The following is a 23279-nucleotide window of genomic DNA, read 5'->3' as shown; positions in this document are numbered from 1 at the left end:
GCCAGGAACAGCAGCAGCAGGACGGTGGCGGGGGCGATCGGCACCCACCGCGACACCCGCCGGCCCCCGCGCGGGCGTGTCCGACGGCTCTCCGGACGCGCGGCTGCTCATCGCACCCGGGCACGGCCCCGTACACGCGTCCGCCGACCCCGCTCGGCGGCTGTCCGTACCCGGCGCCGGGGGCGAGATCCTCGCCGAAGGGCCCCAGGTGGCCGCCGCCGCCGCGTACGCAGCCGATGTCGCCGCCTTCGCCACCGCCGCACAGGCCCTCGGCGTCGGGCTCGCGCTGCTCGACCGGACTGTTGCCCACACCAAACGGCGCAGTCAGTTCGGCGCCGCGATCGGTTCCTTCCAGGCGGTCAAGCACCGGCTGGCCGACACTCTGATCGGGCTCGAATTCGCCCGGCCGCTCCTCTACGGAGCAGCCCTCTCGATGGCTCCCGCCGATATCGCCGCGGCCAAGGCCACCGCGGGCGAGGCCGCGTACGCCGCCGCCCGCACCGCTCTGCAGCTGCACGGCGCGGTCGGTTACACCGATGAGCTCGACCTCTCGCTCTGGCTGCGCAAGGCACGTCCGCTGCGGGATGCCTGGGGCACCCCCGCCCGGTGCAGGGCGCGAGTGCTGTCCGGATGAGCGGAGAACTCAACGACGGCTTACGGTGCGTACGGCGTGGCCGGGCCGCCAGGACCGTACGAACAGTTCATCTCCCTCGACGGACGTCCGCACCACCTCGCCCAGTTCGACCCGGAACAGATGGAACGGCTGCGGCGGCCCGACTTCCGCCACGAATCGCCCGATCACCGAAGGATCCGTCACCTCCACCGCACGCCCGCCGATCCGGACGTCGCCGTCGGCCATGGAGTCGTCGGGGCCCGGATTCGCGTGCACCGCGAAGCGCGGATCGCGCCGGAGATCCTGGGCCTTGCGGGAGTCCGGCATCATGCCGAGCCACATCTCGCCGAAGCGGAAGACCACTTCGAGCCCGGTCACCCGCGGGGATCCGTCCTTGCGGAGGGTGGCCAGGACATGGTGCCTGTACTGCTGGAAACGCTGCTGAACGGTCTCGGCGAAGTCCGGCTCCGCCGTCCCGAAATCTGCCCAGGTACTCGATGTCATGACGCCATCGAACCGCGAAATCGCGACATCTTCTGTCGGGATTCATTCACTTCTGTGTGCGGCTCCCGTGCCGTTCCCGGGCCTAATGGTCCGCCGGAACCCGCTCACCGACTTGAGCAGTGTGACGATCGCCGCGTGCCCGTCCGTGTGCAGCGAGCCGGGCGAGGCGTCCAGCACCGCGGCGTCGTACTGCCCGAGCGTCACGCCCGCCTCGTCGAGGACCGTCGTCCCGTCCAGCGCGACGATCACCACTGTCGCGCCGGACGGGACCGCGACCAGCAGTTCTCCCCGTACCACCGAGGTCAGGCACGCCGTACGGCTCCTGCGGCGCATGACGTTGAAGTTGACGACCGGCCCGCCGAGCAGCCGGCCCTCGGTCTCCTCGTCGCCGGGGAAGTCGTAGGGCCGGTACGGCTCGTCCGCGAGCGTGCGCCGCCCGCCGACCGTGAGGTCCATCCCCGCGCCCTCGACCACGGTCAGGGTCCGGTCCACATCCGGGAACGCGGAGAACGGTCCGTCCGCGCCGACGTCCGCGAGGCTGATCCGCCAGTCGAAGGCGTCCATGGGCGCGCCCTCGGGCGAGGCGGTGATCTCGCGGGTGACGCCGCCGCCGTTCTTCCAGGGCACGGCCGTACGGTCGGCGGCGCGCAGCACCCGTACCGTCATCGCACGATGCCGTGCGCACGCGCCGCTGTCAGCCAGAGCGGGAACTCGGCGACCAGCCGGTCGTACAGCTCGGCGTCCGGGACCTGGCGCGGGTCGAGTCCGGCGTGGAAGAAGCCGGCGTTGTCGACGGCCCGCTTGGCAGGTACGGCCAGTTCGTCGAGCTTGTGCAGAAAGTCGAACTGCGAACTGCGCTTGTTGCCGAAGCCGATGAACTGCCAGAACAGCGGAAGCTTCGCCGCCTTGCACAGATAGCGTTCCGCGGCGGGCTTGCTGATCGGCCCGCCGTCGGTCTGGAAGACGACGAGCGCGGGAGCGGTCGAGCCACTGTCGAGGTAGTGGTCGATGACGGCGTCCATGGCCAGGTGGTAGCTCGTCCTGCCCATGTGCCCGAGGCCCGCGACGATCTGGTCGATCCGCCCGTGGTGGTTGTCCAGGGCGATGTCCGTGATCGCGTCGACGTCCGTCGAGAAGAGGACGACGGGCACCCGGCCGTCGTCGTCGAGATGGGCGGACAGACCGAGCACCCGGTCGGCGAGGGCCTGCACGCTGCCGTCCTCGTAGTACTCCTTCATGGAGCCGGAGTAGTCGAGCACCAGATAGACGGCGGCGCGCTCCTCGTTCAACCGGTGCTTCTCCAACGAGACACCGGCGCTCTTGTAGAGGCTGACCAGCGCGGGCGCGGTCTCCTGCACCTTGCGGAGGCTGATGGCCGGCATGCGGGGCTCCGTTCGTTCGCTACGACGGGAGAGTTGAGATTACGTCACCCGTGAGCGGGCGCCCGCGACGCCTTCGACCGCTACGGGCACCGCCATGAGCCGCGCGAAACCCTTGAGACATGCCGCGGCGCCCACCCAGTGTCCGGTCGGGGACAGGGCAGGCGCCGCGTTGAGTTCCGTACGCCGTTGTACGGGACCGTATGAGGGGTTGACGCGGTGATCAGACAGTCAGCGCACGGTCCGTCGGGCGGATCGGAGCCGGCAGCTGGCTGACACCGGTCAGGAAGCGGTCCACACCGCGGGCCGCCGAGCGGCCCTCGGCGATCGCCCACACGATCAGCGACTGGCCACGGCCCGCGTCACCGGCGACGTACACGCCGCCGACGTTGGTCGCGTAGTCGGCGTCCCGTGCGATGTTGCCGCGCTCGTCCAGGGCCAGGCCGAACTGCTGGACCAGCCCGTTCTCCTGGTCCGTGCCCGTGAAGCCCATCGCCAGAGTGACCAGCTGCGCAGGGATCTTCCGCTCCGTACCCGGCTTCTGCTCCAGCTTGCCGTCCTTGAACTCCACCTCCACGAGATGGAGGAACTGGACGTTGCCGTCCTCGTCGCCCTCGAAGTGGGTGGTGGAGACGGAGTAGACCCGCTCGCCACCCTCCTCGTGCGCCGAGGTGACCTTGTAGAGCATCGGGAAGGTCGGCCACGGCTGACCCGCCGGACGGTCGTCGCCGGGTCGCGGCATGATTTCCAGCTGCGTCACGGAGGCCGCGCCCTGTCGGTTGGCCGTACCGACACAGTCCGCGCCCGTGTCACCGCCGCCGATGACGATGACGTGCTTGCCCTCCGCGGTGATCGGAGGAGCGACGAAGTCGCCCTCCTGCACCTTGTTGGCGAGCGGCAGGTACTCCATGGCGAAGTGGATGCCGTTCAGCTCCCGGCCCGGAACCGGCAGGTCGCGCGAGACGGTCGCGCCGGCCGCGATGACCACCGCGTCGTACCGCTTGCGCAGCTTCGCCGCGTCGATGTCGCGGCCGATCTCGATCTCCGTGCGGAACTTGGTGCCCTCCGCGCGCATCTGCTCGATACGGCGGTTGATGTGCACCTTCTCCATCTTGAACTCGGGGATGCCGTACCGGAGAAGGCCTCCGATACGGTCCGCGCGCTCGTAGACGGCGACCGTGTGGCCCGCCCGGGTCAGCTGCTGGGCGGCGGCGAGGCCCGCCGGGCCCGAGCCGATGACCGCGACCGTCTTGCCGGACAGACGCTCCGGCGGCTGCGGCTTGACGTCACCGGTGTCCCACGCCTTGTCGATGATCGAGACTTCGACGTTCTTGATGGTGACGGCCGGCTGGTTGATGCCGAGGACGCAGGCCGACTCGCAGGGCGCCGGGCACAGCCGCCCGGTGAACTCCGGGAAGTTGTTGGTCGCGTGCAGCCGCTCGCTCGCCGCCGACCAGTCCTCGCGGTACGCGTAGTCGTTCCACTCGGGGATGAGGTTCCCCAGCGGACAGCCGTTGTGGCAGAACGGAATGCCGCAGTCCATGCAGCGCCCGGCCTGCTTGCTGATGATCGGCAGCAGCGAACCGGGAACGTAGACCTCGTTCCAGTCCTTGAGGCGATCCGCCACGGGGCGGGTCTTTGCGACCTCTCGGCCGGTGGTCAGGAAGCCCTTGGGGTCAGCCATTGGTCGCCGCCTCCATCATCTTCTCGGTGGTCTCCTGTTCGGAGAGACCGGCGAGCTCAGCGGCGTCCTTGGCGGCGAGCACTGCCTTGTACGTGGTCGGGATGATCTTGCTGAAGCGGTCCACCGCGAGGGGCCACTCGGCCAGCAGCTTCGACGCGACGGTCGAGCCCGTCTCCTCCTGGTGGCGGCGCACGACATCGTGCAGCCACTGCTTGTCGGACTCGTCGAGGGTCTCGACGGCGCCGAGGTTACCCACGTTGACGTTGTCGCGGTCGAGGTCGATGACGTACGCGATACCGCCGGACATACCGGCCGCGAAGTTGCGTCCGGTCTCGCCGAGCACCACCGCGTGACCGCCGGTCATGTACTCGCAGCCGTGGTCGCCCACGCCCTCCGAGACGACCGTGGCACCGGAGTTGCGGACGCAGAACCGCTCGCCGGTCCGGCCGCGCAGGAACAGCTCGCCGCCGGTGGCACCGTAGGCGATGGTGTTGCCCGCGATGGTGGAGTACTCGGCGAGGTGGTCGGCGCCCCGGTCCGGGCGGACGACGATGCGGCCGCCGGAGAGGCCCTTGCCGACGTAGTCGTTGGCGTCGCCCTCCAGCCGCAGCGTCACGCCGCGCGGCACGAACGCGCCGAAGGACTGGCCGGCCGATCCGGTGAAGGTGATGTCGATGGTGTCGTCGGGCAGGCCCGCACCACCGAACTTCTTCGTCACCTCATGGCCGAGCATGGTGCCGACCGTGCGGTTGATGTTGCGGATCGCGACCTGAGCGCGGACCGGCTGGGCGGCCTCGGCGGAGGCCGCCTTCAGGGCCTCGGCGGCGAGTTCGACCAGCTCGTTGTCGAGCGCCTTCTCCAGACCGTGGTCCTGCTCGACCATCTGGTGGCGTACGGCGCCGTCCGGCAGCTCGGGGACGTAGAAGAGGGGCTCGAGGTCGAGGCCCTGCGCCTTCCAGTGGTCCACGGCCCGCTCGGTGTCCAGCAGCTCGGCGTGGCCGACGGCCTCCTCGATCGTACGGAAGCCCAGCTCGGCGAGGAGCTCGCGGACCTCCTCGGCGATGAACTCGAAGAAGTTGACGACGTGTTCCGCTTTGCCGGAGAACCGGTCGCGGAGCACCGGGTTCTGCGTGGCGATGCCGACCGGGCAGGTGTCCAGGTGGCAGACGCGCATCATGACGCAGCCGGAGACGACGAGCGGCGCGGTCGCGAAACCGAACTCCTCGGCGCCGAGCAGCGCGGCGATGACGACATCCCGGCCGGTCTTCAGCTGACCGTCGGTCTGTACGACGATGCGGTCACGCAGGCCGTTGAGCAGCAGGGTCTGCTGGGTCTCGGCGAGACCCAGCTCCCACGGGCCGCCCGCGTGCTTCAGCGAGGTGAGCGGCGAGGCGCCGGTACCGCCGTCGTGGCCGGAGATGAGGACGACGTCCGCGTGCGCCTTGGAGACACCCGCCGCGACCGTGCCGACACCGACCTCGGAGACCAGCTTCACGTGGATACGCGCGGCCGGGTTGGCGTTCTTGAGGTCGTGGATCAGCTGGGCCAGATCCTCGATGGAGTAGATGTCGTGGTGCGGCGGCGGCGAGATCAGACCGACACCCGGGGTGGAGTGCCGGGTGCTGGCGATCCACGGGTAGACCTTGTGACCGGGCAGCTGGCCGCCCTCGCCGGGCTTCGCGCCCTGCGCCATCTTGATCTGGATGTCGTCCGCGTTGACCAGGTACTCGCTCGTCACACCGAAGCGGCCGGAGGCGACCTGCTTGATGGAGGAACGGCGCTCCGGGTCGTACAGCCGGTCCGCGTCCTCGCCACCCTCACCGGTGTTGGACTTGCCGCCCAGCCGGTTCATGGCGATGGCGAGGGTCTCGTGTGCCTCGCGGGAGATGGAGCCGTACGACATGGCGCCGGTGGAGAAGCGCTTGACGATCTCGCTGACCGGCTCGACCTCGTCGATGGAGATCGCTTCCCGCTCCGACCTGCCGTTCTCACCCGTCTTCAGGCCGAACAGGCCACGGAGCGTCATCAGGCGCTCGGACTGCTCGTTCACCCGGTCCGTGTACTTCTTGAAGATGTCGTAGCTGCGCGAGCGCGTGGCGTGCTGCAGCCGGAAGATCGTCTCCGGGTCGAAGAGGTGCGGCTCGCCCTCGCGGCGCCACTGGTACTCGCCGCCGATCTCCAGCGCACGGTGCGTGGCGGAGATGCCGGAGGCGGGGTAGGCCTTGGCGTGCCGGGCGGCGACCTCCTTGGCGACGACCTCGAGACCGGCTCCGCCGATCTTTGTGGCGGTGCCGTTGAAGTACTTCTCGACGAAGGCGTCGTCAAGACCGACGGCCTCGAAGACCTGCGCGCCACGGTAGGAGGCGACCGTCGAGATGCCCATCTTGGACATGACCTTCAGGACGCCCTTGCCGAGGGCGTAGATGAGGTTACGGATGGCCTGCTCGGGCTCCAGGCCCTCGATGAAGGTGCCGGCGCGGACCAGGTCCTCGACCGACTCCATCGCCAGGTACGGGTTGACGGCGGCGGCGCCGTAGCCGATGAGGAGCGCGACATGGTGCACCTCGCGGACATCGCCGGCCTCGACCAGCAGACCGACCTGCGTGCGCTGCTTGGTGCGGATGAGGTGGTGGTGCACGGCCGAGGTGAGCAGCAGCGACGGGATCGGCGCGTGCTCGGCGTCCGAGTGCCGGTCGGAGAGGACGATCAGCCGGGCGCCGTCCTCGATGGCCGCGTCGACCTCGGCGCAGATCTCCTCGATACGGGCGGCGAGGGCGTCGCCGCCACCGCTGACCCGGTAGAGACCGGAGAGCGTCGCGGCGGTCATGCCCGGCATGTCGCCGTCGGCGTTGATGTGGATGAGCTTGGCCAGCTCGTCGTTGTCGATCACCGGGAAGGGCAGGGTGACACTGCGGCAGGTCGCGGCGGTCGGCTCCAGGATGTTGCCCTGCGGGCCGAGCGAGGAGCGCAGCGAGGTGACGAGCTCCTCACGGATGGCGTCCAGCGGCGGGTTGGTGACCTGCGCGAAGAGCTGGGTGAAGTAGTCGAAGAGCAGCCGGGGCCGCTGGGACAGGGCCGCGATCGGGGAATCCGTACCCATGGAGCCGAGCGGCTCGCCGGAGGTACGGGCCATCGGCGCGAGAATGACGCGCAGCTCCTCCTCGGTGTAACCGAAGGTCTGCTGGCGGCGGGTGACCGAGGCGTGGGTGTGGACGATGTGCTCGCGCTCGGGAAGGTCCTCGAGCTCGATCTCGCCGGCCTCCAGCCACTCCTGGTAGGGCTGCTCCGCGGCGAGGGAGGACTTGATCTCGTCGTCCTCGATGATGCGGCCCTCGGCGGTGTCGACGAGGAACATCTTGCCGGGCTGGAGGCGGCCCTTGCGGACGACCTTCGCGGGGTCGATGTCGAGGACGCCGACCTCGGAGGAGAGGACGACCAGTCCGTCGTCGGTGACCCAGTAACGGCCGGGGCGCAGACCGTTGCGGTCGAGGACCGCGCCGACCTGGGTGCCGTCGGTGAAGGTGACACAGGCCGGGCCGTCCCAGGGCTCCATCATCGTGGAGTGGTACTGGTAGAAGGCGCGCCGGGCCGGGTCCATGGAGTCGTGGTTCTCCCACGCCTCGGGGACCATCATCAGGACGCTGTGCGGCAGTGAGCGGCCGCCGAGGTGGAGGAGCTCGAGCACCTCGTCGAAGGAGGCCGAGTCGGAGGCGTCCGGCGTGCAGACCGGGAAGATCCGCGCCAGCTTCTCGCTCCCGCTGTCCCCATGGTCGGCAGAGCCGAACGCGTCGGTGACGAGCTGCGACTCACGGGCGCGCATCCAGTTGCGGTTGCCCTTGACCGTGTTGATCTCGCCGTTGTGCGCGACGAAGCGGTACGGGTGGGCCAGCGGCCAGCTCGGGAAGGTGTTCGTGGAGAACCGCGAGTGGACAAGCGCGACGGCCGTGGCGAAGCGCCGGTCGGAGAGATCCGGGAAGAAGGGCTCCAGCTGGCCGGTGGTCAGCATGCCCTTGTAGACGATCGTGCGGGCGGAGAGCGACGGGAAGTAGACACCGGCCTCGCGCTCGGCGCGCTTGCGCAGCACGAAGGCCTTGCGGTCCAGCGCGATGCCCGTGCTCGTACCGTCCGAGACGAAGAGCTGCGAGAAGGCCGGCATGGTGGCGCGGGCGCCGTTGCCGAGCAGATCCGGGGTGACCGGGACCTCGCGCCAGCCGAGGACGTTCAGGCCCTCCTCGGCGGCGATCGTCTCAATGTGTGAGACGGCGTTGGTGCTGTCGTCGGCCGGCAGGAAGGCGATTCCGACGGCGTACGCACCGGCCTCGGGAAGGTCGAAATCGCTGACCTCGCGAAGGAAGGCGTCCGGGACCTGAAGCAGGATGCCGGCGCCGTCACCCGAGTCCGGCTCGGAGCCGGTGGCACCGCGGTGCTCAAGGTTCCGCAGTACGGTCAGTGCCTGCTCGACCAGCTCATGGCTGGCAACACCGGTGAGGGTGGCCACGAACCCGACGCCGCATGCGTCGTGTTCGTTACGGGGGTCGTACATCCCCTGGGGGGCGGGGCGACCGTCCATGGGCGACCAGGCGTCGGAACGCATTGGCTCTCCCGTCGTCGTCGTGGCAAATGCAACTGCCGAGGGACGACGTTGGCCCTCCGCGAAATTTCGTGCAGATTACATGATGGAGTGCTTCTCGAAAAGTGGATAGCTGGTTCCAACATGCGGACACCGCGCGAAGCGGTGGAGGCGGGGCAAGCCGGACAGATCGGTGTCCGCAGGCCCGTCGCAGAGCAGGCTTCATTGCCCACAGCGTCTATGGCTCATGCCCGGTGGTTAAGGACTCGAAACCGCCGAGTTAACGGCTACTTATGTAGTAGCTCGCATAGTGTCTCACTCCTCGCCGGATCCGTGGAGAGGACGTGCGTCACAACTTGCCGGACCGGCCCCCGGTACGACCGCGCACCGGCCCCTGGAGAGGGGCCGGTGCGCAGGTGGGCGGGGAACGACGGGCCGGGTGTCAGACCGCGGCGCCGAACAGCACTCCGAGGCCGTAGGTGAGGGCCGCCGCCGCGCCGCCGAGGACCAGCTGACGCGTCCCGCTGTACCACCAGCTGCGCGCCGTCACGCGGGCGACGAGAGCGCCGCAGGCGAAGAGTCCGACGAGCGCCAGGAGCACCGCCGGCCACAGCGCGGTGGCGCCGAGCAGATACGGCAGTACGGGCAGCAGAGCGCCCAGCGCGAACGAACCGAAGGACGAGACCGCGGCGACGGCCGGCGACGGCAGGTCGTCCGGGTCGATGCCGAGCTCCTCGCGGGCGTGGATCTCCAACGCCTGCTCGGGGTCCCTGGAGAGCTGCATCGCCACCTCGCGGGCGAGCTCGGGCTCCACGCCGCGCGCGACGTACAGCGCCGCCAGCTCCTCCATCTCGTCGACGGGGTGCTTGCGCAACTCACGCCGCTCGACATCCAGTTCGGCCTGAACCAGCTCGCGCTGGGAAGCGACGGAGGTGTACTCGCCGGCCGCCATGGAGAAGGCGCCCGCCGCGAGACCGGCGAGGCCGGTGATGACGATGGTCTGCTGGGAGACCGAGCCGCCCGCGACACCGGTCATCAGCGCCAGGTTGGAGACGAGTCCGTCCATCGCGCCGAAGACCGCGGGGCGCAGCCAGCCGCCGTTCACATCACGGTGTGTGTGATTGTCGCGGTGCGCCTCGTGGAGCGTCGCCTCGGTCTCGATGATGGACACAGTTCTCCCCTTGTCCGACGGCGGGCCCGGTGGTCCCGCTCCCCCAACACCCTCGAAAATACGCACGATGTAAGGGGTCCGCCAGCAAGGCAGGCCGTACTTACCTGGGCGGCCGTGCGGCTGGGGGCGGTCCGGATACGGAACTGGAGACAGTCCGGGTGACAGACACGTTTCTCAGACTCCTCGCGCGTCACATGTGGCACAGATGGAGGAACAGGCTCGGTGCGCGCGAAAGGGGCCCGCCCCATGGAGTTGATTGCATCCAATCCCGCTGATCCGGCCGGCCCCTCCTCCGCCGATATCCGTGAGCGGGCCTGCGGCGCGATGCTCGGTCTCGCGGTGGGCGACGCCCTCGGCGCTCCCGCCGAGAACATGCGGCCGTCCGAGATCCGCCGCCGGTGGGGCCGTATCGAGGGCTTCGTGAGCGAGCATCCGGCGGGCACGGACGACACGGAGTACGCCATCTTCTCCGGCCTCCTCCTCGCCCGGCACGGCTCGGCCCTGACCGTGGCCCATGTGGAGAAGGCGTGGCACCAATGGATCGCGGACCTCGACGAAGGCCCGTTCCGGGGCGCGGGATTCAGCGAACGCGGCACGCTCGAAAACCTGCGGCGCGGGCTCGCCGCCCCCATCTCGGCGCAGCACCGGCACGCCTGGAGCGACGGCCTGGCGATGCGCGCGGCGCCGTTCGGCGTCTTCGCGGCGGGCCACCCGGCGGAGGCGGCGCGGCTGGTCGCCATCGACGGCGGCGTCAGCCACGGCGGCGAGGGCATCTACGGCGGCCAGGCGGTGGCCGCCGGCGTGGCCGCGGCGATGACGGGAGCGGGACCGGCCGGGGTGATCGGGGCGGCCCTGTCCGTGGTCCCGATGGACTCGTGGACGGCCCGCTCGCTGCGCCGGGCGGTCGTCGCGGCGCAGCACGTGTACGCGGACGCGCTCTCCATGGAACGGGCGGTCCGCTCAGCGGTCGTCATCGGGGGCTACCCGTGGACGGACCTGGCTCCGGAGGCGGTGGGCCTGGCGTTCGGCGCGTTCGCGGCGGCCCGCGGAGACTTCCGTAAGTCGGTCCTGACGGCGGTCAACATGGGCCGCGACGCGGACACGACGGCGGCGGTGGCGGGCGCGCTGGCGGGAGCGGTGTCGGGTGCCACGGCGATCCCGGCGGAATGGTCCTCGGCGATCGGCCCGGTCCGGGGCAGCTGTCTCCCGTCGATGAGCGGCTACCACGTGCTGGACATCGCGGAGCTCCTGACCCCGGACGACGACCCGCAGGTGGCGTCATGACGCCCGAGCGCGAGGCGGCGGCCGCCGGACCCGAAGGCCGGTCCGCGACGGGCCTCAGGGAGCCCGCACCGGCCGCGGCCGGGACCGGGACCGGGGCGCAGAGCCCTGGAGAGCCCGACAGCCCCCTGGCCCCGCGCGAAGGACCGAGCCCCGCAGAACCACCCCCCGCGCCCGACAGGCACCAGGGCCCACCCGAAACACCCAGCCCGACAGGCCCGCAGGACCCCGCCCCCGACGGAGCCCTCGGCCCGCCCGAAACACCCAGCCCGGCAGAACCGCAGGACCTCGCGCCCGACGGGCCCCCGGGCCCACCCGAAACACCCAGCCCGGCAGAACCGCAGGACCTCGCGCCGGACGGGCGCCCGGGCCCGCCCGAAACGCCGAGTGCGGCACCGCACGACCCCGTACCCGAGGGAGCCCTCGGGTCGCGCGAAGCTCCGGGCGCGCCCCGGGAGGCCCAGGGCCTGCCCCCGGTTTCGGGAACGGGCCGGACCGGGAGGGGTCACCCGCCCCGCCCCATCGAAGGTCTCCTCCTCGGGCTCGCCGCCGGTGACGCGGCCGGGTGGCCCGCCGCCCGGCATCGCGCGGCCCGGATGCCCGAGTGGACCCGCCGTCTCACCCGTGAGCTGGACACCTTCGCCGAGCAGAACGCCACCACCACCCTCCCCGTCCCCATCGCCCTCAACCAGCCCCCCGAACCCCTCCTCCTCGGCCCCTCCGACGATGCCGAGTGGGCCGCCTTCGCCGCCGAGACCGTGCTCACCGCCGCCGGTGACCTCTTCGCCGGCCTCGCCCCCGGCCGCCGTATGCGGGCCGCCGTCGACCTCGCCTGGAACTCCCTCGCCAGTGAGATCGCCGCAGCCGCCGAGCGCGCCCCCGAGGTCGAGTCCGCCGTACTCCCCCTCCGCGCCCGGATCTCCGTACGCGCCGGACTCGGCAATCTCGCCACCGGCCTCCGCCCGCCCGCCACCGGCCACGACAACCCGCACTACTTCGACGACGCCGCCTGCGTGCGCGCCGCCGTCCTCGCCGTCGTCCACCCAGGGGACCCGCTCGCCGCCGCCACGCTCGCCGAGTTCGACGCGCGCTACACCCAGGACGGCGACGGAGTGCACGGCGCACGCGCCATGGCCGCCGCCGTGGCCGCCGCTCTCGGCGGCGCGTCCGTCGACGACGCCGTCGACGCCGCCCTCGCCGAGTTGCCCGCCGCCACCGAGATCGGCCGCAACGCCCAGCACGCCGTCAAACTCGCCCGCGACGCGAACGGTGCCTTCGAACTCGTACCGCTCCTCGAGCACCAGATCGTCGACCACGTCTACAGCTACGGCATCGCCGCCGCCGAAACCGTCCCGGTCGCCCTCGCCCTCGCCACCGCCGCCCGCGGCCGGGTCGCCGAAGCCGTGCCCGCGGCAGCCTGTCTCTCCCGCGTCGCCGACTCCGCCCCCGCCCTCGCCGGCGCGCTGACCGGCGCACTGGGCGGCGGCGAATCCGTCCCCGCCACCTGGCGCGACGCCTGCCGCACCCTCGCAGGATGCGCGCTCCCCCGGCTCGCCGGCACGGATCTGGTCGAACTCGCCGGGCTGCTCGCACACACGGAACTGACCACCCGGGGTGGACAATTCCGACATGACGACGACGACACTCGCGACGACCCTCGCACTCGATGACCGGATCGCCGGCAGCCTCATCGGAGCGGCCGTCGGTGACGCGCTCGGCGGCCCGGTCGAGGGCTACAGCCCGGAACAGATCGTGGAACGGCACGGCGGCCGTATCAACGGCATCGTCGGCCCGTGGAACGGCGAGGCCTGGCGTACCGCCCGCCCCATCGCGCCGTACCACAAGGGCGACGGCCACATCACCGACGACACCCTCATGACGCACGCGCTGATCCGCGTGTACGCGACCGTACGCGACCATCTCGACGCGTACGCCGTCGCCGACCACCTGGTCCCCGACCTCATGTCGAGCCCCCGCTGGATCCCCGAGCTCGAGGCGGAGGCGCTGCCCCTGCAGCGCGTCTTCCTCGCCGAGAAATGGATGGTGGCCCGCCTCCACTACGGACACAACGATCCGCGCGAGGCAGGCGCGGGCAACATCGTCAACTGCGGCGCGGCGATGTACATGGCGCCGGTGGGCCTGGTGAACGCGGCACATCCCGAGGCCGCCTATGCCGAGGCCATCGACATCGCGGGCGCGCACCAGTCCTCGTACGGGCGAGAGGGGGCGGGCGTCTTCGCGGCGGCGGTCTCCGCGGCCTGCGTGCCCGGCGCCACCCCCGCCTCGGTCGTCGACACGGCGCTCTCACTGGCCAAGGACGGCACCCAGTCGGCGATCGAGGCGGTGGCAGAAGCCGCGGCTCACTACTCGGATTTCGAATCGGCCCTCGCTCCTCTTCGTACGGCGGTCGCCCCCTTCGACACCGTCGGCCCGGACTACCGCACCCCCTCCCTCGCGGCCCGCCGGCCCTCTCGGCTGCACTCCATCGAGGAACTGCCCATCGCGCTCGGAATGCTGCTGGTGGGCGGGGGCGACTACCGCAACACGGTCCTGGGCGCCATCAACTACGGCCGCGACTGCGACTCGATCGCGACCATGGCCGGGGCGATCGCGGGCGCGCTCCACGGCGAGTCCGCGATCCCCGGCGAGTGGGCGAAGGCGGTGGCCGAGGCGAGCCGCCTCGACCTGCACGCGCCGGCCCGCGAACTGGCCGCGGTCACCCGCGAGGTCTTCACCCGCGACACGGAACGACGCCGATCGCACGAGTCGGCGTTCGAGACCCTGACGGAGGCACGATGACAGCCCTGCGACTCACCTGGGTCCAGCCGGAGGACCTGCTGGGCCACGAACTGCGCCAAGCGGAGGAGGACGGCCGCGACACGACGGAGATCCGTACCCGCTGGCAGACGGCGGGCGGCCCCGGAAGCCCATCGCGCGCGGGGGCCTCCCCGACCCCGGCCCCGCCGCACCTGCGCGCCTTGGCGGTCGATCTCCTGGCCGAACTCGCCCGGCTGTCCTCCCCGTTGAAGGACGCGGAACCGACAGACCTGTCCATGATCCATACGGCCTGCCCCACCTGGCCACCTCCGCCGGAGTCGCACCCGGCGCGAAACCTCGACGGCCCGACGCCCACCGGCCCACCCCAGGAGGCGGCGCAGCTGCCCGAGGGCGGCCCGCCCCCACAGGACGCGTCCGAGGCACCGAGTGCGCCCGGGGCCGAAGGCGACCCACCACCGTCCGGCTCGTGTGAAGCGCCGGGCCCTCAGCCGGCGCTCTGGCCGTACCTCGACTCCTCCCACGAAGCGGCGTGGGCACCGGGGTCCGGTGGCCTGCCTCCCGGTTCCGGGACTGGGCGGTCAGGGGAAAGCCACCTCCACGGCCTGCACGCCGCCTGGCTCGGCCGTGCCGTCGGGTGTCTTCTCGGCAAGCCCGTCGAGAAGCTCCCCCTCATCGCCATCCGCGACCTCGCCCGCGCCACCGGCAACTGGCCCCTCAACACCTGGTTCACCGCCAGGGGCCTCCCCGCCGAGCTCGCCGCCGCCCACCCCTGGAACCGCCGGTCCGCCGCCACCTCCCTCGCCGAGAACATCGACGGCATGCCCGAGGACGACGACCTCAACTACCCCCTCCTCAACCTGGTCCTCCTCCAGCGCCACGGAAGGAGCTTCACCACCGACCAGGTCGCCCAGCTCTGGCTCGACGAGCTCCCGGCCGGCCGGACCTTCACCGCCGAGCGCGTTGCCTACCGCAACCTCCTCTCCGGCATCGAGCCCCCGCTCACCGCCCGCCACCGCAACCCCTTCCGGGAGTGGATCGGCGCCACCATCCGCGCCGACGTCCACGGCTGGACACACCCCGGCGACCCCGCGGCCGCCGCCGCGCAGGCACACCGCGACGCTGTGCTCACCCACACCGCCAACGGCGTCTACGGTGCGATGTTCATCGCAGCCACCATCGCCACCGCGGCCGGCGGCCGGAGCGATGTCCACCAGTGCCTGCGGACCGGCCTCCGCGTCGTCCCCCCGCGCTCCCGCCTCGCACAGGCCGTCCGCTTCGGTATCGACACCGCCCACAAGGAACCGCACTTCGACCAGGCCGTCGACCGGCTCCACACCGTCTACGGCCAGTACCACTGGGTCCATGTCCTCCCCAACACCGCCCTGCTCGCCGCCGCACTCACCCACGCCGACGGCGACTTCACCGGCTCCATCTGCCGCGCCGTGTCCGGCGGCTGGGACACCGACTCCAACGGTGCGACCGCCGGCTCCATCGCCGGGCTGCTCGCCGGCCACCCCGGCGCCATCCCCGACCGCTGGACCGCACCGCTCAAGAACCGTCTCGCCACCTCCGTCGCCGGCTTCGACGGCATCGGCTTCGACACCCTCGCCCACCTCACCCACCAGGAGGCATGCCGCCCATGACCGGCATCGTGGTGCTCGGCAGCACCAATATGGACCTCGTCGCGTACGTCGCGTACGCGCCGAAACGCGGAGAGACCGTCACGGGACGCGAGTTCCGTACGATCCCCGGCGGCAAGGGTGCCAACCAGGCCGTGGCCGCCGCCCGCGCCGGCGGCGATGTCGCGATGATCGGCGCGGTCGGCTCGGACGACTTCGGCGTGCGCCTGCGGCAGACGCTCGTCTCCTCCGGCGTCGACACCGACCTCCTCCGCACCGCCGACGGCCCCTCCGGCACCGCGCACATCGTCGTCGACGACGAAGGCGGCAACTCGATCGTCGTGATCCCCGGCGCGAACGGCGCCGTCACCCACCTCGTCCCCGGCGACGAGGCCCTCATCGCCACCGCCGACGCGCTGCTCCTCCAGCTCGAGCTCCCGCTGAGCGCCGTGCTCGACGGCGCCGAAGCCGCCCGCCGCCACGGTGTACGGACCGTCCTCACCCCCGCCCCCGCCCAGCCCCTCCCTCCGGAACTCCTCGCCGCCACCGACCTGCTGGTGCCCAACGAGCACGAGGCGGCCACCCTCGCCGGCATCGCGGACCCGCACGCCGCGGCGGAGGCGCTGCTGCGTCAGGTCCCCGAAGTCGTGATCACACTCGGCGCGGCAGGCAGCCTGTACGCCCGGAGAGGGGCCGCGCCCCTCACCGTCCCGGCGCCCCGGGTCACCGCCGTGGACACCACCGCGGCGGGCGACACCTTCGTCGGCGCCCTCGCCGTCGCGCTCGTCGAGGGCCGCCCCGTACAGCAGGCCCTCAGCTGGGCCTCGGCCGCCGCAGCCCTGTGTGTCCAGCGTGAGGGCGCGTCCACCTCCATGCCGTACCGCGCCGAGATCGACGCCTCATGACCCCGACTCCCCTGCACGGACTGCGCGTCCTCGACCTGGCGACGCTCTTCGCGGGCCCGCTCGCCGCGACCATGCTCGGCGACTTCGGCGCGGAGGTCATCAAGGTCGAGCACCCCACCCGGCCGGATCCCTCCCGCGGCCACGGCCCCGCCAAGGACGGGGTCGGCCTCTGGTGGAAGCTGCTCGGCCGCAACAAACGCACCGTCACTCTCGATCTCTCCAGCCCCGGCGGCCGCGAGACCCTCCTCCTCCTCGCGAGCACCGCCGACGTGATCATCGAGAACTTCCGCCCCGGCACCCTGGAGAAGTGGAAGCTCGGCTGGGACGAACTGAGCACCGCCAATCCGCGCCTCGTCCTCACCCGCGTCACCGGCTTCGGGCAGTTCGGCCCGTACTCCCACCGCCCCGGCTTCGGAACCCTCGCCGAGGCGATGAGCGGCTTCGCCTCCATCACCGGCGAGCCCGACGGTCCGCCGACCCTCCCTCCCTTCGGCCTCGCCGACTCGATCGCGGCGCTCGCCACCGCCTACGCCGTGATGACCGCGCTCACCGCCCGCACCGCGACGGGCCGTGGCCAGATCGTCGACATGGCGATCATCGAACCGATCCTGACCGTGCTCGGCCCGCAGCCGCTCTGGTACGACCAGCTCGGCCACATCCAGGAGCGCACCGGCAACCGCTCCCGAAACAACGCACCGCGCAACACCTATCGCACGGCCGACGGCTGCTGGCTGGCCGTCTCCACCTCGGCCCAGTCCATCGCCGAACGCGTCATGCATCTGGTCGGCCGCCCCGAGCTGATCGACGAGCCGTGGTTCACCACCGGCAGCGGCCGCGCGGAGCACGCGGACGTGCTCGACGACGCGGTCGGCAACTGGATCGCCCGCCGCACCCGCTCCGAAGCCATGGACGCCTTCGAGAAGGCCGAAGCGGCGATCGCTCCGATCTACGACATCCGCGATGTCATGGAAGATCCCCAGTACCGGGCGCTGGACACCATCACCGAAGTCCTCGACCCGGAGCTCGGCCCCCTGCGTATGCAGAACGTCCTCTTCCGCCTCTCCGAGACGCCCGGCGCCATCCGCTGGGCGGGCCGCCCGCACGGCGCCGACACGGACGCGGTGCTCACCGAACTCGGCCTGTCCCGGGCCGATATCGCCGCACTGCGCACCCAGGGCGCCCTATGACCATCCCCCTCACCTATCTCTACGCCCCCGGGGACCGGCCCGAGGTCGTGCACAAGGCCCTCGCCTCCGCCGCCGACGTGGTGATCGTCGACCTGGAGGACGCGGTGTCCCCGGGCCGCAAGAAGTACGCGCTGGCCTCCACCGTCGAACTCCTCGGCTCCCGCCATCCACTCCCGGTCCATGTCCGTATCAACACCCCCCATGACATCGAGGCCCTCACCGGACTCCCGGGCCTCTGTGCGCTGCGTATCCCCAAGGTCGCACACGCCACTGACATTCAGCGGATCGCGGCCCGGGCCCCGGGCGTCCCGCTCTACCCGCTCCTCGAGTCCGCGCTGGCGGTGGAGCACGCGTACTCGATCGCCACCGCCCACCCCGCCGTCCGCGGCATCGCCATCGGCGAGTCCGATCTCCGGGCGGATCTCGGCATACGGGACGGCACCGGTCTGGACTGGCCACGCACCCGCATCGTGATCGCCGCCCGTGCCGCGCAACTCCCCCCACCCGCCCAGTCCGTCTTCCCCGACATCCGCGACCTGGACGCCCTCTACGCCTCCTGCGCCCACGGCCGCTCCCTGGGCTTCCTGGGCCGGGCCGCCATCCACCCCGACCAACTCCCGGTCATCGAGCGAGCGTTCCGCCCCACACCCGAGGAGATCGAGGCGGCCGAGGAGATCGTCAAAGCGGCCGCCACGGACGAGGGCGCGCTGGCCCTGCCGGACGGCCGCTTCGTCGACGCGGCGGTCGTGGCCGCGGCGCAGCGCACCCTCGCCCTCGCACGACGCGAGGAACCGTGATTCCGTACGGCTCGGCGTACTCCTGAGGCCATCGGACGCGTCGTGCGCGTCCTCGACATGCGAAGGCCGCCGGAATCCTCGCGATTCCGGCGGCCTTGCGTACGACTGGTGTTCTCAGCCCTTCTTGGCCGACTCCGCGTCCGCGTCAGTCTTCCCGTCCCCGCCGACCGTGTCCTGCGCCGTCACGTCGGCCGAGTCCTGCGCCGTCCCGTCCGACGTGTCCGCCGACGTGTCCGCGGCAGAGTTGCCGTCCGCGGCATCCGCCTCGGGCTTCGCCACTTCCGACTTCGCCGTCTCCGGCTCGACGATCTCCTCGCGCCCCGGCCGCACCCGCGACGAGATCACGATGTAGGTCACCGCCAGCACGAAGACGACGATCGAGGTCCACACATTGAGGCGCAGGCCCAGAACGTGGTGCGCCTCGTCGACGCGCATGTACTCGATCCAGGCCCGGCCCACACAGTACGAGGCGACATACAGCGCGAACGCCCGGCCGTGTCCCAGCTTGAAGCGGCGGTCGGCCCAGATGACGAGTACAGCGACACCGACGCACCACAGGGACTCGTACAGGAAGGTGGGGTGGTAGAAGCCCGCTTCGCGGTTGGTCCCCTCGGTGATCTTGAGGGCCCACGGCAGGTCCGTCGGCTTGCCGTACAGCTCCTGGTTGAACCAGTTGCCCCAGCGGCCGATCGCCTGCGCGAAGGCGATGGCCGGCGCGAGGGCGTCCGCCCAGGCCGGCAGCGGAATCCCGCGGCGGCGGCAGCCGATCCAGGCACCGACCGCACCCAGCGCGATCGCGCCCCAGATACCGAGGCCGCCTTCCCAGATCTTGAAGGCGTCGACCCAGTTCTCACCCTCGCTGAAGTACAGCTGGTAATCGGTGATCACGTGGTAGAGCCGGCCGCCGACGAGGCCGAAGGGCACCGCCCAGACGGCGATGTCGGCCACGGTGCCGGCTTTGCCGCCCCGTGCGATCCAGCGCTTGTTGCCGTACCAGACGGCCACAAAGACACCGATGATGATGCAGAAGGCGTAGCCGCGCAGCGGGAGCGGTCCGAGATGGAGCACTCCGGTCGACGGGCTGGGAATGTAGGCGATATCCATGGCAGGACCGACGCTACCCTGCCGGGTGGCACGCGCGGCAACCCACCCGGCAACGTATGAATAACGAGCCGCGGCCCGGCGCGGCTCGTCAGGCCCGTCAGGAGGCCTTTGATGCCGGGCTCGGCGTCGACCGCTCGGTGCCCGGCTTCTTGCCCTTGTTCGCCTCTTCGACCCACTTCTTCAGATTGGGCGCGGAGATCCGCTCGCCACCCTTGTCCGGGAAGATCGACTCTCCGTTGAGCAGTACGGTCGGCGTGCCGCGGAAGCCGCTGTGCCGGAAGACGGTGTTCGACTTCTCCACCCAGCTGTCGTGCTTGCCGTCCTCGACGCAGCGGCGGAATTCCGGTGTGTCGAGCCCGTCGACCTTGCCCGCGAGCTCGATCAGCCTGCTCTTGTCGCCGAAGGCGTCGTCCGTCTCCGGAGGCTGGTTCTGGTAGAGGACATCGTGGTACGGGACGAACTTCCCGGCGTCCTGGGCGCATGCCGCGGCGTTCGCGGCGCGAAGCGAGCCGGTGCCGCCCATGTTCCCGTCGATGATCGTGGCGAGGTGGTACTCGATCTTGACCTGACCCGTCCGCTCCAGCTCGTGGACGGTGTCCTTGACGGCGGTCTCGAACTGCGCGCAGATCGGGCAGCGGAAGTCCTCCCACACCGTGAGCGTGGACGGGGCGTCGCTCGCGCCCACCGGGATCGCGAGCCGGTCCTTGCCCTGCGCGCCCGCCGGTGCGAGGAGAGAACCGGCCTCGGAGCCGCTCTTCTTCTTCCCGGAGTTGGCGGCGATCACGCCGACCACGGCGGCGAGACCCAGTACGCCCACCACCGCCGCCACCACGATCAGGGTCCGCCGGCGCTTGTCGCGCGCCTTCACCCGCTGACGTTCCTGCTGGAGCCGCTCGCGCGCGGTCTGCCTACGTCCCTGGTTCTTCTCGCTCACATCCCGCAAACGAACCGGGGAGGCATGTGCATGCCTCCCCGGCCCCATATCCACCCGTATGAGCTACGCGCCCCTGCGCACGCCCTTGGCGAGGTCGGCCGCCAGCTCCCGTACCGCCTCAAGGCCCGCGGCCTGGTCCGGCGCGTCGAGCAGCCGCTTCACGAACGCCGAGCCGACGATCACGCCGTCCGCGAAGGAGGCGACCTCGGCGGCCTGCTCGGCATTGGAGACCCCTAGGCCCACGCAGACCGGCAGTTCGGTGGTGGCCCGGGTGCGCCGGACCAGGTCCTGAGCCTGCTCGCCCACGGACGCGCGGGTGCCCGTGACACCCATCAGCGAAGCCGCGTACACAAAGCCGGAACCGGCCTCCGTGATCTTCGCCAACCGTGCGTCCCGGCTGCTCGGCGCGACGACGAAGACGGTGGCGAGGCCGTGCTTCTCGGCATGCTCGCGCCATACGCCCGCCTCCTCGACCGGCAGGTCGGGCAGGATGCAGCCCGCGCCGCCCGCCTCGGCCAGCTCGGCGGTGAAGCGCTCGATGCCGTACCGGTCGATCGGATTCCAGTACGTCATGACGAGCACCGGCTTGCCGGTGGCCCCGTGCGCCTCGCGGACCGTACGCATCACATCGGCGATCTTGACTCCGCCGCGCAGCGCGATGTCGTCGGCGGTCTGGATGACGGGGCCGTCGAGGACGGGGTCGCTGTGCGGCAGCCCGACCTCCATGACGTCGGCGCCACCGTCCAGGGCGGCCTTGACCGCTTCGATGCCGCCGTCGACGGTCGGGAAGCCGGCCGGGAGATAGGCGATGAGCGCGGCCCGGTTCTCGCCCCTGGCCTGCGCCAGGGTGTCGCTCAACAACTGAATGTTGCCGCTCACTTCGCGTCCCTCCTGATCTCGGCGTAACCGTTCTCCGCGGAGGCGTCGGCGGCGACCTTCGCGTCCCCCTTGCCGTCGTACAGCCCGAAGTAACGGGCGGCAGTGTCCATGTCCTTGTCACCGCGGCCGGACAGATTGACGAGGATCAGCCCGTCCTTGCCCAGTTCCCGGCCGACTTCCAGCGCTCCGGCCAGCGCGTGCGCGGACTCGATCGCCGGAATGATGCCCTCGGTGCGGGACAGCAGGCGCAGCGCCTGCATGGCCGCGTCGTCGGTCACCGCGCGGTACTCCGCCCGGCCGCTGTCCTTGAGGTACGAGTGCTCGGGGCCGATGCCGGGGTAGTCGAGCCCGGCGGAGATCGAGTACGGCTCGGTGATCTGGCCCTCCTCGTCCTGCAGGACGTACGAGCGAGAACCGTGCAGGATGCCGGGCTCGCCCGCGGTCAGGGTGGCCGCGTGCTCGCCGGACTCGATGCCGTGGCCCGCGGGCTCGCAGCCCACGAGACGTACATCCGCGTCCGGGATGAAGGCGTGGAACAGTCCGATCGCGTTGGACCCGCCGCCCACGCAGGCGACGGCCGCGTCCGGCAGCCTCCCGGCCCGCTCCAGAATCTGGCGACGGGCCTCGACGCCGATGACCCGGTGGAAGTCGCGGACCATCGCCGGGAAGGGATGCGGCCCGGCGACCGTGCCGAAGAGATAGTGCGTACGGTCCACATTGGCGACCCAGTCGCGGAACGCCTCGTTGATGGCGTCCTTCAGGGTCCGGCTGCCGGAGGCCACCGGAATGACCTCGGCACCGAGCATCCGCATCCGCGCCACGTTCAGGGCCTGGCGCTGGGTGTCGATCTCGCCCATGTAGATCGTGCACTCGAGGCCGAAGAGGGCGCAGGCGGTCGCGGTGGCCACGCCGTGCTGGCCGGCACCGGTCTCGGCGATGACCCGGGTCTTGCCCATCCTCTTGGTGAGCAGCGCCTGGCCCAGCACATTGTTGATCTTGTGCGATCCGGTGTGGTTCAGGTCCTCCCGCTTGAGGAAGACCCGCGCACCGCCGGCGTGCTCGGCGAACCTGGAGACCTCGGTGAGTGCGCTCGGGCGGCCCGTGTAGTTGACCATCAGGTCGTTGAGTTCCGCGGCGAAGGCGGGATCGGCCTTGGCCTTGTCGTACTCGACGGCCACCTCGTCGACCGCGGCGACGAGCGCCTCGGGGATGAACTTGCCGCCGAACGCGCCGAAGTAGCCCTCGGCGCTGGGAACCTGACCCTCCGGGTCCGGGATGAAGAAGTCGCTCGACATTGCGACGTGCTCCTTGTCGGGGCGTATGCCCCAGAAGTCTGGCTGACACTGGTCACGGTATGCGCACGCGCCGCCGCGGTCCGCTCCTTGCGGACGCGGTGAACGGATCACCACCCGGCCACGAAGCGCCGTGGCTGCCCGGGGCCGCCGTCGGGTACACCCCGACGCCGACAGCCCCGCTGCTCGCGCGACGGCGGGAAGCCGTACGGCGGACCGGTGGTGCCGCACCCGCCGCAACGTCCTCCGGGCGGCGAGAAGCCACACAGCGAGGGACGGACAGGCGGGCCGCTTCGGCCGCAGCGGGTCCGGGCGACGAGGAGCGAAGCCGAACGACAGCGGATCAGCGGTACCACCGGCCGCGTCCGCTCACAGTGCGGGCGGCGCTCAGGGACGGGCGGTGCCTATCGGCAGTGGTGCGCGGCGCGCGGGCGCCATCGCATGCCGTTGACCTGTCCCGGCTCGGAGCCGATGACATAGCGCACCCGGCGGCCGTGCACCCGGCGGGCCGGGGCCCGGCAGCCACGGGGCTTGCAGCCACGGGCGAGCCGAGCGTAGGGGTCGCGCGCGGTGCTCGCCGCC

The 23279-nt window shown here is 71.1% G+C and carries 19 protein-coding genes; 8 read left to right on the top strand and 11 right to left on the bottom strand.

Features of this window, described 5'->3' with window-relative positions:
• On the top strand, positions 1-634 hold a 634-nt coding region (locus ACWDZ6_RS31995; RefSeq protein WP_451505617.1), incomplete at its 5' end, for an acyl-CoA dehydrogenase family protein.
• A gap of 9 nt (positions 635-643) precedes the next feature.
• On the opposite strand, the gene ACWDZ6_RS31990 is transcribed toward ACWDZ6_RS31995, so the two are convergent.
• The 6 genes from ACWDZ6_RS31990 to ACWDZ6_RS31965 form a co-directional block, all read right to left on the bottom strand.
• Positions 644-1117: a pyridoxamine 5'-phosphate oxidase family protein gene (locus tag ACWDZ6_RS31990; RefSeq protein WP_451505616.1), complete on the bottom strand. Its 474-nt coding sequence runs from the start codon at positions 1115-1117 to the stop codon at positions 644-646.
• Between the two features lie 42 nt (positions 1118-1159).
• Positions 1160-1783 (bottom strand): HutD/Ves family protein, encoded by a 624-nt coding sequence (locus tag ACWDZ6_RS31985; protein ID WP_451505615.1) that lies wholly within the window; start codon positions 1781-1783, stop codon positions 1160-1162.
• Entirely contained in the window at positions 1780-2499 is a 720-nt protein-coding gene (locus ACWDZ6_RS31980; protein ID WP_451505614.1) for a vWA domain-containing protein, read from the bottom strand. Before ACWDZ6_RS31980 ends, ACWDZ6_RS31985 begins: the two co-directional genes overlap by 4 nt.
• A gap of 220 nt (positions 2500-2719) precedes the next feature.
• Positions 2720-4180 carry a glutamate synthase subunit beta gene (locus ACWDZ6_RS31975; protein WP_366733729.1) on the bottom strand — a complete coding sequence of 487 codons (1461 nt, stop codon included), beginning with the start codon at positions 4178-4180 and terminating at the stop codon, positions 2720-2722.
• Positions 4173-8774 carry a glutamate synthase large subunit gene (gene gltB / locus ACWDZ6_RS31970; RefSeq protein ID WP_389183963.1) on the bottom strand — a complete coding sequence of 1534 codons (4602 nt, stop codon included), beginning with the start codon at positions 8772-8774 and terminating at the stop codon, positions 4173-4175. Before gltB ends, ACWDZ6_RS31975 begins: the two co-directional genes overlap by 8 nt.
• A gap of 418 nt (positions 8775-9192) precedes the next feature.
• Positions 9193-9921, bottom strand: a complete 729-nt coding sequence (locus ACWDZ6_RS31965; protein ID WP_451505613.1) for a VIT1/CCC1 transporter family protein — start codon at positions 9919-9921, stop codon at positions 9193-9195.
• Positions 9922-10167: 246 nt separating this feature from the next.
• On the opposite strand from ACWDZ6_RS31965, the gene ACWDZ6_RS31960 reads away from it, so the two are divergent.
• From ACWDZ6_RS31960 to ACWDZ6_RS31930, 7 genes are all read left to right on the top strand, one after another.
• Positions 10168-11205, top strand: a complete 1038-nt coding sequence (locus ACWDZ6_RS31960) for an ADP-ribosylglycohydrolase family protein (RefSeq protein WP_451505612.1) — start codon at positions 10168-10170, stop codon at positions 11203-11205.
• A gap of 464 nt (positions 11206-11669) precedes the next feature.
• On the top strand, positions 11670-12872 hold the full coding sequence (locus tag ACWDZ6_RS31955) for an ADP-ribosylglycohydrolase family protein (RefSeq protein WP_451505619.1): 1203 nt from the start codon (positions 11670-11672) through the stop codon (positions 12870-12872).
• Positions 12832-14001: an ADP-ribosylglycohydrolase family protein gene (locus ACWDZ6_RS31950; protein ID WP_451505611.1), complete on the top strand. Its 1170-nt coding sequence runs from the start codon at positions 12832-12834 to the stop codon at positions 13999-14001. The genes ACWDZ6_RS31955 and ACWDZ6_RS31950 overlap by 41 nt, the downstream gene beginning before the upstream one ends.
• Positions 13998-15623 (top strand): ADP-ribosylglycohydrolase family protein, encoded by a 1626-nt coding sequence (locus ACWDZ6_RS31945; RefSeq protein WP_451505610.1) that lies wholly within the window; start codon positions 13998-14000, stop codon positions 15621-15623. Before ACWDZ6_RS31950 ends, ACWDZ6_RS31945 begins: the two co-directional genes overlap by 4 nt.
• Positions 15620-16504 carry a ribokinase gene (rbsK, locus tag ACWDZ6_RS31940; protein WP_366733735.1) on the top strand — a complete coding sequence of 295 codons (885 nt, stop codon included), beginning with the start codon at positions 15620-15622 and terminating at the stop codon, positions 16502-16504. Before ACWDZ6_RS31945 ends, rbsK begins: the two co-directional genes overlap by 4 nt.
• The gene (locus ACWDZ6_RS31935; protein ID WP_451505609.1) at positions 16501-17691 is read left to right on the top strand and encodes a CaiB/BaiF CoA transferase family protein; all 1191 of its coding nucleotides are present in this window, start codon (positions 16501-16503) and stop codon (positions 17689-17691) included. The genes rbsK and ACWDZ6_RS31935 overlap by 4 nt, the downstream gene beginning before the upstream one ends.
• Entirely contained in the window at positions 17688-18488 is an 801-nt protein-coding gene (locus ACWDZ6_RS31930) for an HpcH/HpaI aldolase/citrate lyase family protein (protein ID WP_366733737.1), read from the top strand. Before ACWDZ6_RS31935 ends, ACWDZ6_RS31930 begins: the two co-directional genes overlap by 4 nt.
• A 114-nt stretch (positions 18489-18602) precedes the next feature.
• Here ACWDZ6_RS31930 and lgt read toward each other — a convergent pair whose 3' ends face one another.
• The 5 genes from lgt to trpM form a co-directional block, all read right to left on the bottom strand.
• Positions 18603-19592, bottom strand: a complete 990-nt coding sequence (gene lgt, locus ACWDZ6_RS31925; protein ID WP_451505608.1) for a prolipoprotein diacylglyceryl transferase — start codon at positions 19590-19592, stop codon at positions 18603-18605.
• 97 nt (positions 19593-19689) lie between these two features.
• On the bottom strand, positions 19690-20526 hold the full coding sequence (locus ACWDZ6_RS31920) for a DsbA family protein (protein ID WP_451505607.1): 837 nt from the start codon (positions 20524-20526) through the stop codon (positions 19690-19692).
• Positions 20527-20589: 63 nt separating this feature from the next.
• Positions 20590-21405: a tryptophan synthase subunit alpha gene (gene trpA, locus ACWDZ6_RS31915; protein ID WP_451505606.1), complete on the bottom strand. Its 816-nt coding sequence runs from the start codon at positions 21403-21405 to the stop codon at positions 20590-20592.
• Positions 21402-22700, bottom strand: a complete 1299-nt coding sequence (trpB, locus tag ACWDZ6_RS31910; protein WP_451505605.1) for a tryptophan synthase subunit beta — start codon at positions 22698-22700, stop codon at positions 21402-21404. Before trpB ends, trpA begins: the two co-directional genes overlap by 4 nt.
• 401 nt (positions 22701-23101) lie before the next feature.
• Positions 23102-23279 (bottom strand): tryptophan biosynthesis modulator TrpM (gene trpM, locus ACWDZ6_RS31905; RefSeq protein ID WP_451505618.1); only part of this gene is annotated, 178 nt, incomplete at its 5' end.

This window comes from Streptomyces sp. NPDC002926, assembly GCF_053591755.1.
This window is presented reverse-complemented; position numbering and strand designations above follow the sequence as displayed.